Genomic DNA, 14,879 nt, shown 5'->3' on the forward strand with positions numbered 1-14,879 from the left:
CACTCTCCTAGTGAACGTGGGATGGGACAGGCCGGTTGCAAGCCGTCACTTCGCCCTGGCCGGCAACCCATGCTCCTCGAGATAGGCTTGCAGCGTGCTGCTCCACAGCGAGGGAACGGTGGCTATGTCGTGTCCGTTCACGACTGCAGACACGCCGTATTCGTGAAAGGTACCCTTGCCGCCGGCGGCTTCGAACGCCGCGAAATTAGACCGGCTGTGCCACAGAGGGTAGAACGGATCGTTTTCTCCGTAGAGCCAGATCGTGGGCTGGGCGAAGGCCGCGCCTCGGATGAACAGGTTCTGGTTGATCGTGCTGGCGGTCCGGCACCTTGCGCCCGTCCAGCCGCCCACGAAATTGATCACCGCGCGCGGCGTTGCGGGCCGATGGCCGCTCCAGGCGATCGAGAGGATGCCTCCGCGCGACTGGCCGCCGACCGCCACCCTGGTGCGGTCGACGAAGGGCTGGCTGAGGAGCACGGGCGTCACCGCATCGATGTCGCGCAAGGCGCGGTCGGCACCCGGGAGCGCCAGCGTCGGATTGCAGCTGTAGCCTGTCCTATCGAGCGAGAAGCCTTCATCGTAGAGGCCTTCCGATCCGCCGCGACCACGTCGCGACGGCAGCAGGACGGCCCAGCCACGCGTTGTGAACCAACCGGCAAGTAACTTGGGATCGGAGGGATGGGCGAAGTAGGAGGGATTGTCACCGCGCCCGGTCGAGCCGTGGTGGAAGACCAGCGTGGGGAAGGGGCCGTCGCCGGCCGGCTTGTAGGTGATGACGGCGAGCTTCACCTGCTCGCCGTCGATGAAAACCGGCACCATCGATCTTTCCTGCGCGGTGGCGGGAAGGGCCGCCGCGAGCAGGCTGACGAGGAGAAGCGGGGCTAATCGCCGGCCGCGGCGGCCGTGGTGCCGACCGGGCTCTCCGGCGACGCTGTGCGATGCGTCACCATGCGATGGTGCAGCGTGCGGATCGTGTCGCTGCCGCGAGTCAGGCACAGCCATGGGAAGAGACCATGCAGGAAACAGGCGAGGCTGCCCAGCAGCATGCGGCCGCCGAAGCCGAAGGCCATGGCCATATGCTCGAAGTAAGTCTCGTTGACCGTAGAGGGGTGATCGGTGAAGCGGCGCAACATAAAAGTAATTCTACGCGCTGCGGCAGGAAACGGGTTGCTTGGTTTCCGCGGATCTGGCCAATCTGGAGAAATCTGTTCCAAGGATGTGCCAATGGTCGAGAAAATATCGCTCGATTCATTCGACAGAAAGATCCTGGATTGCCTCCAGGACACCGCCGACATGCCGCTGGCGGAGATCGCCAGGCGCGTCGGCCTGTCGACCACGCCGTGCTGGCGCCGCATCAACCGCCTGCAGGACCAGGGCGTCATCCGTGCCAGGGTGGCGCTGCTCGACCGCCGGGCGCTGAATGCGGGCGTCACGGTGTTCGTGGCGGTGCGCACCGCGCAGCACAATGCGGCATGGCTCGGCCGCTTCGCCAAGGCGATCGCCTCGTTTCCCGAGGTGATGGACTGCTATCGCATGAGCGGCGAGATCGATTATCTGATCCGGCTCGTGCTGCCCGACATCGATGCCTACGACGCGTTTTACAAACGTCTGATCGCCAAGGTCGAGCTCAGCGACGTCACCTCGATGTTCGCCATGGAGGAGATCAAATCGACGACACGGCTGCCGTTGACCTACCTGCCGTAGTGCCCGACTCGAAAGTGAAATTCCTGGTATCCCGAGCGGAGCCAAAGAATCAGCGTTACCTGCAAAGATGCTCTCCGGAGAAGAGTGCGGTCCTTGGCTTCGCTCAGGACGACGGCCGTGCTGCCAGTTCGGCAAACAGCTCGCACAGGCCTTGCCGGCTCCAGCCGTCTCGCCAGCCCAATGCTACGCGCAAGAACGTCGGGGAGCCTTCCGGCTCGATGAGCTCGAAGCGATGGCCGCGGAAGCCGAACGAACCGCCTTTGGCGGCGAGCAGGCCGCGGCGCTTGCATTCGTGAGCGACCCTCGCTTCGAGGGCGCGATAGTTTTCGGGTGAGGGCTCATTGAGCGTCAGTGCGCAGAACGGCGCTTCGGCGGCGGGATCGACGAGGGAAGGATGACAGCGCGCGCCGAAGACCGGTGAGCGCGTGCCGATTGCGTCGGCGAGCGCGCGGTTGTTGGTGAAGATGGCTGCGGTGTAGCGATCGGCATAGGCGCGATCCATGAACCACGGCGCGGAGAGGGCCGACAGCTCGTCGAGCGTGAGGCCGCTTCCCGTGAGTCCGCGGAGTTGACGTAGCGCCATGCCCACGTTCTTGGCGTCATCGCGCGCCAGCACACGAACGATCCCGGCATTGGCGAGTTCGAGGCCAGCCTGGTCGAGCTTCAGTCCGGAGCTGTAGGCGATTACCAGGGGACAGTCACCGAGATGCGGCTCGAGATCGTACGTCGGGCCGGACATTGTAATGTCGAGCAGGAGCGCGTGACGCCGTTGGCAGACGCTCTCCGCAGCCGAATTGTCCGTCGCACCATACGGGTTCGGCGATGACGACATCGGCGACGGCCGCATCGTCGACTTGCCGGATCATGCGCTGCGGCCATGAAGCGAGCAGCGACGCCGTCTCGAAATAGGAGCCGGCATGGGCAACGGTGAGCGGACCGGTCCTGCCCCACTGCGCGGCGGCGAAGTGGACCAGGCAGGCGAGGGCCGCCTGTCCGCTGCGGAACAGGACAAGGTCGGCCGCCCAGCAAGCCGGCGCTCGCAGGTAGCCCTTGCGCTGCTCCAGCATGGAGACGTCGATGTCCCGCTCGTAGCCGAAGCTCACCTCGGAGCCGCAGGCGACATGGGCGATGTGCCCGGCGCGCGGGCTCTTGAGCGTGGCGTCGCCCGGCCGATGGGCCACGCCGAGCCAATTGTGGCGCAGGGTCATGGCCGCAGCGTCGAGTTGCCGTTCCTGGGTCAGCCAGTCGTTGCCGCTCCTGACGGGGCGGGGCAGCAGATCGTCCTGTCGCGATGCGGCGGCTGCCCGATCGGCGAGTGCGTGCAGGTCCTCGGCATCTTTCTCGATTGCGTCGCGGAATTCCATGCCCATCAACGCGGGGTCGCGCCTCCCGTTGCCCCTTGATAGGATCGTGGCCGATAGCGAACGGCAGGGGAAACGATGACCACGGGCAAGAACCGCAAGAAAGTGCTGATCGTCGGCTGGATGCCACAGGCAGGTATGGAGGTCCTTCAGAAGCGCGACGATGTCGACTTCGAGATCCTGCCGCTCAAGGATGTGGCCTCATCGTACCATGCCAAGCTCAAGGACGCCCACGCGGTCACGCTGGGCGGCACGCCGTACAAGCAGGCCGAACTCGACGTCTCGCCGGTCATGGAAGTGGTGGCGCGGCTCGGCGTCGGCTTCGACCAGGTCGAGGTTCCGGCGCTCAGCAAGCGAAAGATCCCGCTGATGACCACCGGCATTGCCAACTCGGTGTCGGTTGCCGAGCATGCCATGTACATGCTGCTCGCCTCGGCGCGCCTGACGCGCAAGATGGACCGTTATGTGCGCGAGAACACCTGGCACGAGCGGCTGTCGGACCAGCCGGCCGACCTCGCCGGCAAATCGATTCTGGTGGTCGGCATGGGCCGCATCGGCTCGCGCACGGTGAAGCGCTGCGTGGCCTTCGACATGGACGTCCACGTCCTCGATCCGAACATCTCCGAGGCCGACATCAAGGCGGCCGGTGCCACCAAGGTGACCGATCTCAAGGCAATCCTGCCCAAGGTCGATTTCGTGTCGGTGCACTGCCCGAAGTCGCCCGAGACGGTCGACATGTTCAATGCCGAGACGATCGGCCTGATGAAGCCCGGCGCGTTCCTGGTGAACACCGCGCGCGGCGGCATCGTAAACGAAGACGCGCTCTACGACGCCCTGACCAAGGGCACGCTGCGCGGCGCCGGTCTCGACGTGCTCGACCGCGAGCCGCCCGATCCGGGCAACAAGCTGCTCGGCCTGGACAACGTGATCTTCAGCCCGCACATGGCCGGTGTGACCAAGGAGGCCAACGATCGCATGGCGATCGCCGTGATGGAGAACATCCTCTCGGTGTTCGACGGCAAGCCGATCGTCGCCCATTGCGTGAACAAGGAGATCTATGGCTGACGCCTTGGAGTGTGAGCGAGCTTAACTTCCCTCCATCGCTTCGGAGGGAACATGAGTCTAGCCCGGCAGAAGGTCTGCGATCTCGGCATCGGTCGGAAAGCGGCCGGTCTTGCTGCGGGTATATCTGAGCGCGCCGTCGACGGTGATGTCGAACTGGCCGGATCTGCCGGGGCGCAACTCGAAGTCGGTCGCGCCCATCTTCTCGAGGCGTTCCCTCACACGGAGGGCTTGCGGCTTGTAGCCTCAGGCGCCGCAATATTCGATCAGGACTTTCATGCCCTCAAGGTGGGAGCTTAAGCTGCCGCCAGCAAGGGGAGCTTGAGATGAAGTACGGACCTCTCGGCCGCTCCGGCCTGATCGTCAGCCGGATCTGCCTCGGCGGCAATTCGTGGGGCGCCAAGGGCCGCCGCGGCTGGGGCAAGTTCGACGAGGCCGAGGCGCCTGCCTATTTCAGGCGCGCGCTCGATGTCGGCATCACCTTCTTCGACACGGCGGACGCCTACAACGCGGGCCGGTCCGAGGAGATCATGGGCGCCACCCTCATGAAGCTGGTGAAGCGCGAGGAGATTGTGCTCTCGACCAAGGTCGGCATCCGCATGAGCCCCGCGCAGAATGACCAGGGCACCGGCCGCAAGCATCTGATGGCGGCGGTCGACGAGCAGCTCAAGCGCCTGCAGACCGATTACATCGACGTCTACCAGGTCCACCGCCTCGACCCTTACTCGCCGATCGAGGAGACGATGTATTCGCTCGACCAGCTCGTGCGCTCGGGCAAGGTCCGCTACATCGGCGGCTCGACCATGCCGGCCTACAAGTTCGCGCAGATGATCATGATCGCCGACTGGAAGGGCTACGCCCGGCCGATTGCGATGCAGAACCTGTACAACATGATCCAGCGCGAGGAAGAGCGCGAGATGAATCGGCTGTGCGAGGAGCAGGGCGTCGGCCTCATTCCCTATTCGCCCCTCGCGCGCGGCTTCCTGGCGGGCAACCGCAACAAGGAAGGCGGCGGCGCCACCGAGCGTTCCAGGAACGACGCGCAGGTCCAGGCCGGCACCTATCGCGACAGCGACTGGGAGATCGTCGACCGCTTGAAGAAGATCGCGCTGGGCAAGAACTGCACGCCGGCACAGGCAGCCCTCGCCTGGCTGCTGAGCAAGCCCTACATGGCCGCGCCGATTATCGGCGCTACCGATCTCGAGCAGCTGAGCTCGGCCGCCAAGGCGACCGAATTCACGATCACGTCCGACGAAGCGAAGGCACTCGAGGAGCCTTACCAGTTCCGGGTTTCGCCGGCCAACTGACCATCAGGCCTGAAGCAGCCGCAGCACGGCCTGCCGGAGCGGACCCGGCGGCATCGGCTTGTTGACGAACACCTTCACGCCCGCACTATCGAGGGTCTTCCGGTCGAAATGCAGGTCGTTCGCGGACATCAGGATGATCTGGAGCGTCGGCAAGTCGGCGCGAAGCCTCGCGGCGAGGTCCAGGCCGTTCATGCCGGGGATCTGATAGTCGATGATGGCGACGCGTGGCGGCGCGATGCTGGCCGTGCGCAACGCCGAGGCGGCGCCATGCGCCGTCCGGACCCGCAAGCCGCCGCGCATCAGGAACTGGCTGATCGTTTCCGCCAACGAGAGTTCGTCCTCCACGACAAGCACGTCGCAAGGTTCGAAGTTGAGGCCGGAGGATATATCGGTCATCGGTGCGATAGGCGGACAAGAGCCGAATTCTGTCAACACGCGAAGTGTATCGACAGTTACGCGCGATGATTGCGAAGAGCAAAGGCAAAGTAGAGCGCCAACGCCGGCAGGAACAGGGCGGCCCCCCAGAATATCGGGACGGCGCCCCAGCGGTCGACGATCGGTGCGGCGACCGGCACGCCGACCGCCTGGCCGACGAACAGGCAGAGGGCGAACAGCGCCAATGCCGAGCCGCGCGCTTCAGGCGCCATCTGTGTGCCGTGAGTCTGAAGCGTGTTGTGCAGCATGTAGAAGGTGATGCCGCAGCCGACGATCGCGGCGAAGGCCACGATCGCGTTGGGCGCCAGGGCCAGGATCGCGAAGGAAAGCCCGAGCCCGCAGCCTCCCCAGAGCACGAGGCCGCGCTCGCCCAGCAACCGGACCAGGACGTGAGCCACCGTCACATAAAGGAAACCTCCGCCACCGAATGCCGCGACCGCCAGCCCGACGGCGGCGAAGCCCAGCCCGAAGCGTTCGTGCAGGTCGGCGCCGACAAAGGTGAAGCTGCCCCAGAACACGCCGCCCTCCAGCGCCACGACGACGATCACCGTGCGCGCCCACCGCCGCTTCAGCACGCCCAGCATCTGGCTGACCATCGAGCCCGCGGCGCGCTCCCCGGGCCGCGCGATCTCGGGCCGCGCCCTCATCACGGCGAACAGCGCGACGCCGGCTGCGACATAGATCGCCGCCAGCACCCAGAAGACGGACCGCCAGCCCAGCCAATCCCCGAGCGCGCCACCCATCGCGGAGCCTGTCATCAGGCCGAGCGTCTGGCCGGTCAGGAAGCGGGCCAGGGTCGCCTGGCGCTTGTCGTAGGGGACGTTGTCGCCGAGCCAGGCGATGGCGAGCGGGATGATCGCCGAGCTGGTCACGCCGGTGAGGAAGCGTGCGAAGGCCAGCAGAGCGAGTGAACTGGCGACTGCGCTGAGCGCGCAGCACACGGCGGCGGCGAGACAGGCGATGGCGACCACGGGCATCTTGCCATGGCGGTCGCCGAACGGGCCGTGCACCAGCACGAACACGCCATTGGCGAGCAGGAAGGCCGTTGCGGCGACCGAGGCGGCGCCCACCGTCACGCCGAACTCGAGGCCGAGCTGGACCAGCAGCGGGTCGATCACGCGCATGTTGGCGGCGGAAGCAAAGGCTGCCACCGACAGCAGGACGATTGCAAAGGCGGGGGCGGAACGCTGAGCTTCGGGACGCGACACTGGTCCGTCCCTTAGCTCACTTTTGCGGTCGCGCCCAGCGCCGCGTCAGCGGTCGCTCAGGCGTCGTAGACTGCCTTTTCGAAGGCGTGGAAAAGCGGCAGCGATTTGGTGTCCGCAAAGGGCAGGATCTGGGTGGCGTATACGCCACCGACACCCTTGGCCTGGTCGATCCAGTAGTAGGTGTTGGCGAGGCCCGCCCAGGCGAGGCTGCCGGCCGACCGGCCGGTCGGCGCCGGCGCATTGTTGATCATGAAGGAAAGGCCCCATTGCTTGTCGATGCCGGGGAAGAACTCGGCGTCGTTCGACAGCGGCGGGATCGCCGTCTTGAGCAGGCAGACCTTGGTGTCGCCCATCGCGTTTTTCGACATCTGCGCCACGGTGTCGGGCTTCAGCACCTGATCGCCGCGGTCCGACCGCCCCTGGTTCAGCATCATGCGGACGAACTTCGCGTAGTCGCCGGCCGTGCCGTAGAGTCCGCCGCCGCCCATCTCGAATTCCGGCTGCTGCGGGATCTCGAGGGCCATGTCGGGGGTCAGGGAGCCATCCGGGCCGCGATGGTGGATGCGGGCGAGGCGCTCGCGCATCGCCGGCGTGATGAAGAAGGCCGTGCTGTCCATGCCGAGCGGCCCGAGCACGTTGTCCTTCAGATACTGGCCGAGCTTCTTGCCGCTGGTCGCTTCGACCATCTTGCCGGCCCAGTCGATATTGATGCCGTAGTCCCAGCGCTCGCCGGGATCGAACAGCAGCGGGGTTGTCAAAGCCTTGTTCTCGCAGCCGGTGATGCCCGGCACGCCCATCGCCGTCTGGTAGCTGATGATGTCGGCATTCCAGATTTCGTAGCTGAAGCCGGCGGTATGGGTGAGCAGGTGCCGGAGGGTGATGTCGCGCCGAGGCTTGCGCGTCCGGGGCTTGCCGTCTGCACCGAATCCTTCGAGGACCTCGACCTCGCCGAGGTACGGGATCACCTCCTTGGCCGGCGCATCGAGGCCGATCTTGCCGCGCTCGACCTGCTGCATCGCGGCTGCACCGGTGATCGCCTTCGTCATCGAGGCCATCCACACCACCGTATCGGGCGTCATCTCGGCAGGCTGGCCGAGCACGCGCTTGCCAAAACCACCCTCATAGGTCGTTCCCTTGGAGTCTGTCGCCACGGCGACGACGCCCGGTACCTCGCCCTTGCCCACACTGTCCTCGAGTAGCCTGTCCACCGCGACCCTCATGGCGTTCCTCCGGGATGTAAATTTCTTGTCTTGAGCTGCCTGCGCGCCACTGGAGCGAGGCCGGGTGCACAGGCTAAGCTCGCGTCACATGAAGCTCAAGGATCGCGTTGCCGTCGTCACGGGAGCCGCCTCCGGCATCGGCGCCGCCTCGGCGCGGCTGTTCGCGGCGGAGGGTGCGAAGCTTGCGCTCGTCGACCTCGACGAGGTCGGGCTGGGCCAGGTCGCGGCCGACATCGAGGCCAAAGGCGGGAAGGCGATCACCATCGCCGCAGACGTGAGCCAGGCCGAGGCGGCGCGCGACGGCGTGGCACGCGTGATGGAGACATGGGGCCGCATCGACGTGCTGATGACCGCCGCCGGCATCTCTCTCGGCGGAACCGTCGACATGCTGAGCGAGGCGACCTGGGACCGCACCTTCGCGATCAACGTAAAGGGCACCTATCTCTGGATCCACCACGCCATCCAGCCGATGATCGTTGCCAGGTCGGGCGCGATCGTCACCGTCGGTTCGCAGCTCGCGCAATCGAGCCTCGGCAAGAATGCCGCCTACGTCGCTTCGAAGGGCGCAATCGCCTCCTTCACCAAGACCATCGCCGTCGATCATGCGCCGCAAGGCATCCGCGTGAATGCGCTGATGCCCGGCGTCATCGACACGCCGATGCCGGCACGCTCGCTGCAGCGCCAGGCCGATCCCGAGGCGGCGCGCAGCTTCTGGAAGCAGCGCCACCCGATCGGCCGCATCGGCCAGCCCGAGGAGGTGGCGAAGGCGGCCCTGTTCCTGGCGAGCGACGACTCGTCCTTCGTAACCGGTACGCTGCTGTTCGTCGACGGCGGCTGGACGGCGCACTGATGTCCAAGAAGCTGACACCCGATCAGATCGGGCAATACGAGCGCGATGGATTCGTCTGCCCAGTCGATGCCTTCTCTCCCGAACGCGCGGCGGCCTGGCACGAGAGACTGCAGGCGTTCGAGCGTGCCGAGGGCCAGAAGATGACGCGCGGCCATAATTTCAAGCCGCATCTTCTGTTTCCGTGGGTCGACGAGATCGTGCATTCGCCCGAGATCCTCGATGCGGTCGAGGACCTGATCGGCCCGAGCATCCGCCTGTTCCACCTCTCGGTCTGGCCGAAGGATCCCGGCACCGGCACCTATGTGAGCTGGCATCAGGACGCGACCTACTTCGCACTCGATCCGATCTGTCACGTCACCGCCTGGGTGGCGCTGACCGATGCGCCGGTCGAAGCGGGCTGCATGGAGGTCGTGCCGGGCTCGCACAAGCTCGGGCAACTGCGCCACTCCGACATGCAGGACACCGACAACCTGTTGTCACGCGGCCAGACTCTGGCGGCGGAAGTCGACCAGTCGCGCACCGCCTACATGGCGGTCAAGGCCGGACAGTTCTCGCTCCATCACACACACCTGGTCCACAACTCGCGGCCCAATCGCTCGACGCAGCGTCGCGTTGGGCTCGGCATCAGCTACATCCCGACCCACGCGCGCTGCACCATGCCGACGCGCGTCAGCGCGATGCTGGTGCGCGGCGAGGATACCTACGGCCACTTCGATGAGGAGCGGCGGCCGCTGGTCGAGGCCGGGCCGGAGGAGCGGACATTCCACGCGAACGCCGTCGCCACCTTCCGCCGGATGAATGCAGAGATTGCCAAACCCATCCTGCCGTCCTGAGCCGGGAGCGCGGCTCTCCAGAGCCGCTCATGGTCTGTGGCAAGCCGAAGCAAAGAGCGGCTCTGGAGAGCCGTGCTCCCAGCGAGGAAATAATGCATACGATCCGCCTGCCCTATCACGACCGCTATCCCTATTCGCCGATCGTCGAGCGCAAGGACTACTCCTGGCCGGGCGGCAAGCGGCTCGCCGTCTATCTCGGCCTCAACATCGAGCATTTTGCCTTCGGTGCGGGCGAGGGGCATCTGCTCACCGTCGCCAATCCGCCGCCCGATCCGCGCACCTTCGCATGGCGCGACTACGGCAACCGGGTCGGCGTGTGGCGGTGCCTGGAGCTGTTCGATGAGCTCAACCTGCCGGCCGCGCACCTGATCAACACCACGGTGTTCGACTACGCGCCGCAGATCGTCGACGCCCTGAAGGCGCGTGGCGACGAGTTCATCGGCCACGGCCGCACCAATGCCGAGCGCCACGGCGGCATGTGGGAAGCCGACGAGCGGCGCTTCCTCGAAGAGATCCGCGATTCGATCGAGAAGGCCTCGGGCAAGCGGCCGCGCGGCTGGATGGCGCCGTGGATGGCCTCCACGCGCGTCACGCCCGATCTCCTCAAGGAGACGGGATACGATTTCCTGATGGACTGGCCGAACGACGACCAGCCGATCTGGATGAAGACCCGTTCGGGGCCGCTGATGAGTGTGCCCTATCCGATCGAGGTCAACGACAGCCCGCAGATCCTGGTGCGCCACCACACCGGCGACGATTTCCGCGACATGATCATCGGCCAGTTCGAGGAGCTGTTGCGCCAGTCGGCGAAGCAGCCGCTGGTCTGCGGCATCGCGCTCCACACCATGATCGTCGGCCAGCCCTACCGACTGCGCGCATTGCGCGAGGCGCTGCAGCACATCGCCAACCATCCGCAGAAGGACAAGGTCTGGTTCACCCGGCCGTCCGACATCTACGATCACTGCGCGTCGCTGCCCAAGGGCACGATGGTGCCCCCGGCGACCTGACGCTAAAGGCCGGCCTGCTCCAGCGCTCGGCGCAGTTCTTCGAGGCTGAACGGTTTCTGCAGGACGGGCACGTCGGTGTAGGGCGTTTCCAGGATGCGGCTGCCGTAGCCGGTTGCGAACAGGTACGGCAAGCCGCGCGCCCGGATCACGTCGGCCACGGGAAAGCTCTGCTTGCCGTTGAGGTTGACGTCGAGCACCGCGAAGTCGAACGACGCCGTTCGCGCAAGCGCAAGCGCCTCGTCGAGATGCGTCGCGAGCACCGCAAGCTGATAGCCCAGTTCCTGCAGCATCTCCTCGACCAGCATGCCGACCAGCACTTCGTCCTCGACGACCAGCGCGCGCCGCATGTCAGTCCTTCTCATGGATCGCCACCAGCGGCGCGTCGACGGTGCAGACCACGCCTTCCGGACGCCAGTCGATGCGGACCTCGCCGCGCAGCTCGGCCGCCAGGCCGCGCTCGATCATGCGCGAGCCGAAGCCGCGATCAGTGGGCGGGGAGACCGGTGGCCCGCCTTTCTCTTCCCAGCGCAGGCGGAAGCGCCCGCCGCCGGTCGACCAGCGCACCGTGACCGAGCCCTGCTCGACGGAGAGCGCGCCGTACTTCAAGGCGTTGGTGCCGAGCTCGTGCAGCGCCATCGACAGCGCGACAGCGCTCTTGGGCTTGAGGCGAAGATCCCCGCCCTCGAAGCTGACCCGCTCGTGGGCGGCGCGTAGCGAGGCGCGGGCCACCGCAGCGAGATGGGCGCCGTCCCAGCTCTCGTCGGTCAGCAGGCCGTGCGCGGCGCTGAGCGTCAGCAGCCGCTGCTCGAAGGCGGCGCGCACGACCGGATCGACATCCTTCAGGGTCAGGGTGGCGATCGATTGCACGATCGCCAGCGTGTTCTTCACCCGATGATCGAGCTCGTTCACCAGGAGCTTGAGGTGATCCTCGTAGCGGTGCCGCTCGGTGACGTCGGCGGCCGCGCACACCGCACCCTGCAGCGTGCCGTCGGTGTTGCGAAGCGGCGAGGCGCGCAGCAGCAGGACCTTTCGGTCCCCGTTGTCGAAGCGAACTTCGAGCACCTCGTCGGAGACTTCTTCGCCACGGGCGGCGCGATCCAGCGGCCGCGCGTCCGGGGCGATCTCCAGCCCGTCGCGGAACACGGTGAAGTGGGACGGCTGGTGCAGCGCCGACGACAGGTCTGCCTCGCGCGACATGCGTAACATCTCGGTGGCGCGGCGATTGCCGATCACGTTGCGCATTTCAGGGTCAGTGGTGAACCATACCGCCGTGGGGATGGTCTCGAGCACCGCCTCGAGCTCGGCTGAGCGCTTGCGCAGCGCGTCCTCGGCGATCTCGCGCTGCTTCTCCGCAACGCGCCGGTCGGTGACGTCGCGAAAGACCACGCCCAGCCCGTCGCCCAGCGGGAAAATGACGTACGAGACATAGCGGCCCACGAGCGACATCGTCTCGCCCTTGACGGTCTCGCGCCGTGACATGGCGTCATGCAGGATGCGGCTGCGCTCGGAGTCGACATCCTGCGGAAAACTGTCCCAGAGCATCGTGCCAATCATCTGTTCGGCGGGGCGTCCGAAATGCTGCGCCGCATCATGATTGTACAAATAGATGCGCCAGTTGCCGTCGACCGCATAGAAGGGCTGGCCGATCCCATCGAGGATCGTGGCGAGCAGCGTATCGGCGTCGCGTTCGGCGAGCATGCAAGCGGTACCTTAGCGGCGTCTCTCGTTGACCGCCAAGGGCCAACGTCTATGCTGTGCTCCAACAAATGAATCGCCGTTAGGGAAGGGAAAGCTATGCCAATAAAGCGTCGACAAATGCTGTCCGGCTCGGCCGCCGGCGCCGTCTCACTTGCAACCGGGCTCTCTGCGCCTGCCATCGCACAGAACGAACCGATCAAGATCGGATACCTCCCGGCGTTGACCGGGCCGAGCTCGTCGACCGGTGTCGGCATCAACCGGGGTGTCCAGCTCGGCGTCGAAGCCATCAACAATGCCGGCGGCGTCAACGGGCGCAAGATCGAGCTGATCAGCCGCGACACGCAGAGCGACCCGACAAAGGCGGTGAACGCCGTCGCCGAGCTCACCCAGCGGCAGAAGGTTGCCATGATCTTCGGCCCGGTCAATTCGGGCGAGGCGCTGGCAGCGACGCCGCTGATCGCGCGCGACAAGGTGCCGATGCTGCATCCGTGCTGGGTCGACGAGCTGATCGACGTCAAGAAGTACCCGATGGCCTACCGGATCGCTCCGACCAACACCCAGATCGGCGGCGGCGCCAACCATTACGTGGTCGACGTGCTGAAGCTGAAGAAGATCGCCGTCGTCAGCGACACCACCGGCTACGGCACGGCCTCCGTGAACACCTACGTGCCGATGCTGAAGGCCAAGGGCGCCGACGTCGTCTACACCAACCATATCGACGCGGCGAATCCCGATCTCAAGCCCGAACTGCTGCGCATGCAGAATGCCGGCGCTCAGGTGATCATGCCGTGGAGCGTCAATGCCGGCTTCCTGTCGCGCATCTGCAATACGCGCGGCGCCATGGGCTGGGATGTGCCGATCGTCGGCCAGACCACGCTCGGCTCGGGCCAGACCAAGGCCCTGCTCGAGAAGCCCGAGTACTGGAACAAGGTCTACTCGAACAATTTCCGCCAGGTCTGCTACATCAACGGCAAGCTGCTCCCCAAGGCGGCGGACTATGTCGAGCGGCTGAAGAAGGCGAAGATCGAGTTCAGCGACACTCTGCTGTGGTGGGTGGCCCTGGGCTGGGACAGTGCCACGCTCATGGCCGAGATCTTCAAGACCGCCGGCACCAAGAACGAGGACATCGTGGCCTATATGAACAAGGTCAAGGACTGGCCGGGCATCTATGGCACCGTCACCTGGACGCCGGAGCAGCACAACGGCTTCCCCGATTCGGAGGTGGTGATGTGCGAGGTCAACTCGCTGAAGGATGGCGCCTTCAACGTCGCTCCGGGCTACAGCAGCTAGGCCATGTTCGAGTCGATCGTCTCCTACGGGCTTGCGGTAGGAGCGGTCTACGCACTGATCGGCATCACGTACAACGTGATGTTCTCGGCGTCGCGTGTGTTCAGCTTCACCGCTGGCATGCTGGGAATGCTGGGTGGTGTGCTGGGCGCGCTCTTCATCAACAAATTTGGCCTCAATGCCGCGGTGGCGCTGGTGCTCGTGCTCGCGTGCGGCGCGCTGCTCGGCATTGTCACCGAGGTGCTGACCGTGCGCCCGGTGCTGAAGAGCATCGAGCAGCACCTCTATGTGCTGTCGACGCTCGCCTTCGCGCTGATGGTCCAGCAGGTCACTGCCATCGAATACGGCACCGAGGCCTATCCTTTCCCAGTGCTGATCCCGATCGACCCGGGTTCGATCTGGGGCAGGATCGACCAGAAATTCTGGCTGCCCGTGCTGGCCTGCGCCGTCACCATCGCGGGCCTCGAGTTCCTCTACCGCAAGACGCTGATCGGCCGCGCCTTCCTCGCCATCGCCGAGGACAGCTACGCGGCCCGCGCGCTCGGCCTGCCTGAGACGCGGCTCAGGATGGCGAGCTACGCGCTGGCCGGCATGATCGGCGCCCTGGCGGGCTTCACCGGGGCGCAGATGCTGCTCGCCTTCATCGGCAACCAGGCGATCCTGAATTTCTACGGCTTCGTGCCCGTCGCGCTGGGCGGCATGGGCTCCAACCGGGGCGCGGTGATCGGCGGCCTGGCGCTGGGGCTCTTCCAGCAGGCGGCGAACTTCCTGGTCGGCGGCATCTTCGCTGCGGTCGCGGTGTTCGTGGTCTTCATCGTCGTCCTGCTGCTGCGGCCCGAGGGCTTGGCGGGCGCGGCGACGGCCAGACGGGTATGAGGGGCGGCGTATGACGGACACCACCGCCCCC

The 14,879-nt window shown here is 65.9% G+C and carries 18 protein-coding genes; 8 read left to right on the forward strand and 10 right to left on the reverse strand.

Annotated elements, in window-relative coordinates; translation table 11 throughout:
• Positions 1–45 precede the first annotated feature (45 nt).
• Together ACQY8M_RS12875 and ACQY8M_RS12880 are read right to left on the reverse strand one after the other, a co-directional pair.
• Complete coding sequence (locus ACQY8M_RS12875) at positions 46–819, reverse strand: alpha/beta hydrolase family protein (protein WP_428672523.1); 774 nt, start codon at positions 817–819, stop codon at positions 46–48.
• Positions 820–881: 62 nt separating this feature from the next.
• The gene (locus ACQY8M_RS12880; RefSeq protein WP_428672525.1) at positions 882–1,133 is read right to left on the reverse strand and encodes a DUF6356 family protein; all 252 of its coding nucleotides are present in this window, start codon (positions 1,131–1,133) and stop codon (positions 882–884) included.
• A gap of 91 nt (positions 1,134–1,224) precedes the next feature.
• Between ACQY8M_RS12880 and ACQY8M_RS12885 the strand changes: the two genes are divergently transcribed.
• The gene (locus ACQY8M_RS12885; protein WP_428672527.1) at positions 1,225–1,704 is read left to right on the forward strand and encodes an Lrp/AsnC family transcriptional regulator; all 480 of its coding nucleotides are present in this window, start codon (positions 1,225–1,227) and stop codon (positions 1,702–1,704) included.
• Positions 1,705–1,807: 103 nt separating this feature from the next.
• On the opposite strand, the gene ACQY8M_RS12890 is transcribed toward ACQY8M_RS12885, so the two are convergent.
• Together ACQY8M_RS12890 and ACQY8M_RS12895 are read right to left on the reverse strand one after the other, a co-directional pair.
• Positions 1,808–2,443 (reverse strand): hypothetical protein, encoded by a 636-nt coding sequence (locus ACQY8M_RS12890; RefSeq protein WP_428672529.1) that lies wholly within the window; start codon positions 2,441–2,443, stop codon positions 1,808–1,810.
• Positions 2,403–3,074, reverse strand: coding sequence for a hypothetical protein (locus ACQY8M_RS12895; RefSeq protein WP_428672531.1), 672 nt, complete (start codon positions 3,072–3,074; stop codon positions 2,403–2,405). The genes ACQY8M_RS12890 and ACQY8M_RS12895 overlap by 41 nt, the downstream gene beginning before the upstream one ends.
• Positions 3,075–3,143: 69 nt before the next feature.
• Here ACQY8M_RS12895 and ACQY8M_RS12900 point away from each other — a divergent pair, with 69 nt between their 5' ends.
• The gene (locus tag ACQY8M_RS12900) at positions 3,144–4,130 is read left to right on the forward strand and encodes a hydroxyacid dehydrogenase (RefSeq protein WP_428672533.1); all 987 of its coding nucleotides are present in this window, start codon (positions 3,144–3,146) and stop codon (positions 4,128–4,130) included.
• Positions 4,131–4,187: 57 nt separating this feature from the next.
• Here ACQY8M_RS12900 and ACQY8M_RS12905 read toward each other — a convergent pair whose 3' ends face one another.
• Positions 4,188–4,349, reverse strand: coding sequence for an Rdx family protein (locus ACQY8M_RS12905; RefSeq protein WP_428672535.1), 162 nt, complete (start codon positions 4,347–4,349; stop codon positions 4,188–4,190).
• Between the two features lie 104 nt (positions 4,350–4,453).
• On the opposite strand from ACQY8M_RS12905, the gene ACQY8M_RS12910 reads away from it, so the two are divergent.
• Positions 4,454–5,434 carry an aldo/keto reductase gene (locus ACQY8M_RS12910; RefSeq protein ID WP_428672537.1) on the forward strand — a complete coding sequence of 327 codons (981 nt, stop codon included), beginning with the start codon at positions 4,454–4,456 and terminating at the stop codon, positions 5,432–5,434.
• A gap of 3 nt (positions 5,435–5,437) precedes the next feature.
• Here the strand turns inward: ACQY8M_RS12910 and ACQY8M_RS12915 are convergent, their stop codons facing one another.
• The 3 genes from ACQY8M_RS12915 to ACQY8M_RS12925 all read right to left on the reverse strand — a co-directional run bounded on the left by ACQY8M_RS12915 (position 5,438) and on the right by ACQY8M_RS12925 (position 8,297).
• The gene (locus tag ACQY8M_RS12915; protein ID WP_428672539.1) at positions 5,438–5,761 is read right to left on the reverse strand and encodes a response regulator; all 324 of its coding nucleotides are present in this window, start codon (positions 5,759–5,761) and stop codon (positions 5,438–5,440) included.
• A 125-nt stretch (positions 5,762–5,886) separates the two neighbouring features.
• Positions 5,887–7,077, reverse strand: a complete 1,191-nt coding sequence (locus tag ACQY8M_RS12920; RefSeq protein ID WP_428672541.1) for an MFS transporter — start codon at positions 7,075–7,077, stop codon at positions 5,887–5,889.
• A 56-nt stretch (positions 7,078–7,133) separates the two neighbouring features.
• Positions 7,134–8,297 carry a serine hydrolase domain-containing protein gene (locus ACQY8M_RS12925; RefSeq protein WP_428672543.1) on the reverse strand — a complete coding sequence of 388 codons (1,164 nt, stop codon included), beginning with the start codon at positions 8,295–8,297 and terminating at the stop codon, positions 7,134–7,136.
• A gap of 88 nt (positions 8,298–8,385) precedes the next feature.
• On the opposite strand from ACQY8M_RS12925, the gene ACQY8M_RS12930 reads away from it, so the two are divergent.
• The 3 genes from ACQY8M_RS12930 (at position 8,386) to ACQY8M_RS12940 (ending at position 10,987) form a co-directional block, all read left to right on the forward strand.
• The gene (locus ACQY8M_RS12930; RefSeq protein ID WP_428672545.1) at positions 8,386–9,147 is read left to right on the forward strand and encodes an SDR family oxidoreductase; all 762 of its coding nucleotides are present in this window, start codon (positions 8,386–8,388) and stop codon (positions 9,145–9,147) included.
• Positions 9,147–9,980 carry a phytanoyl-CoA dioxygenase family protein gene (locus ACQY8M_RS12935; RefSeq protein WP_428672547.1) on the forward strand — a complete coding sequence of 278 codons (834 nt, stop codon included), beginning with the start codon at positions 9,147–9,149 and terminating at the stop codon, positions 9,978–9,980. Before ACQY8M_RS12930 ends, ACQY8M_RS12935 begins: the two co-directional genes overlap by 1 nt.
• A 92-nt stretch (positions 9,981–10,072) precedes the next feature.
• Positions 10,073–10,987 carry a polysaccharide deacetylase family protein gene (locus tag ACQY8M_RS12940; protein ID WP_428672549.1) on the forward strand — a complete coding sequence of 305 codons (915 nt, stop codon included), beginning with the start codon at positions 10,073–10,075 and terminating at the stop codon, positions 10,985–10,987.
• Positions 10,988–10,989: 2 nt separating this feature from the next.
• Here the strand turns inward: ACQY8M_RS12940 and ACQY8M_RS12945 are convergent, their stop codons facing one another.
• Positions 10,990–11,334 carry a response regulator gene (locus tag ACQY8M_RS12945; protein ID WP_428672551.1) on the reverse strand — a complete coding sequence of 115 codons (345 nt, stop codon included), beginning with the start codon at positions 11,332–11,334 and terminating at the stop codon, positions 10,990–10,992.
• A 1-nt stretch (position 11,335) separates the two neighbouring features.
• A complete protein-coding gene (locus ACQY8M_RS12950) occupies positions 11,336–12,685 on the reverse strand; it encodes a sensor histidine kinase (protein WP_428672553.1) in 1,350 nt (449 codons plus the stop codon).
• A 117-nt stretch (positions 12,686–12,802) separates the two neighbouring features.
• On the opposite strand from ACQY8M_RS12950, the gene ACQY8M_RS12955 reads away from it, so the two are divergent.
• Together ACQY8M_RS12955 and ACQY8M_RS12960 are read left to right on the forward strand one after the other, a co-directional pair.
• Complete coding sequence (locus ACQY8M_RS12955; protein ID WP_428672555.1) at positions 12,803–13,975, forward strand: ABC transporter substrate-binding protein; 1,173 nt, start codon at positions 12,803–12,805, stop codon at positions 13,973–13,975.
• A 3-nt stretch (positions 13,976–13,978) separates the two neighbouring features.
• Positions 13,979–14,848, forward strand: coding sequence for a branched-chain amino acid ABC transporter permease (locus ACQY8M_RS12960; RefSeq protein WP_428672557.1), 870 nt, complete (start codon positions 13,979–13,981; stop codon positions 14,846–14,848).
• Positions 14,849–14,879 lie beyond the last annotated feature (31 nt).

Origin of the sequence: Reyranella sp., from assembly GCF_965279465.1 — a bacterium.
GTDB lineage: Bacteria > Pseudomonadota > Alphaproteobacteria > Reyranellales > Reyranellaceae > Reyranella.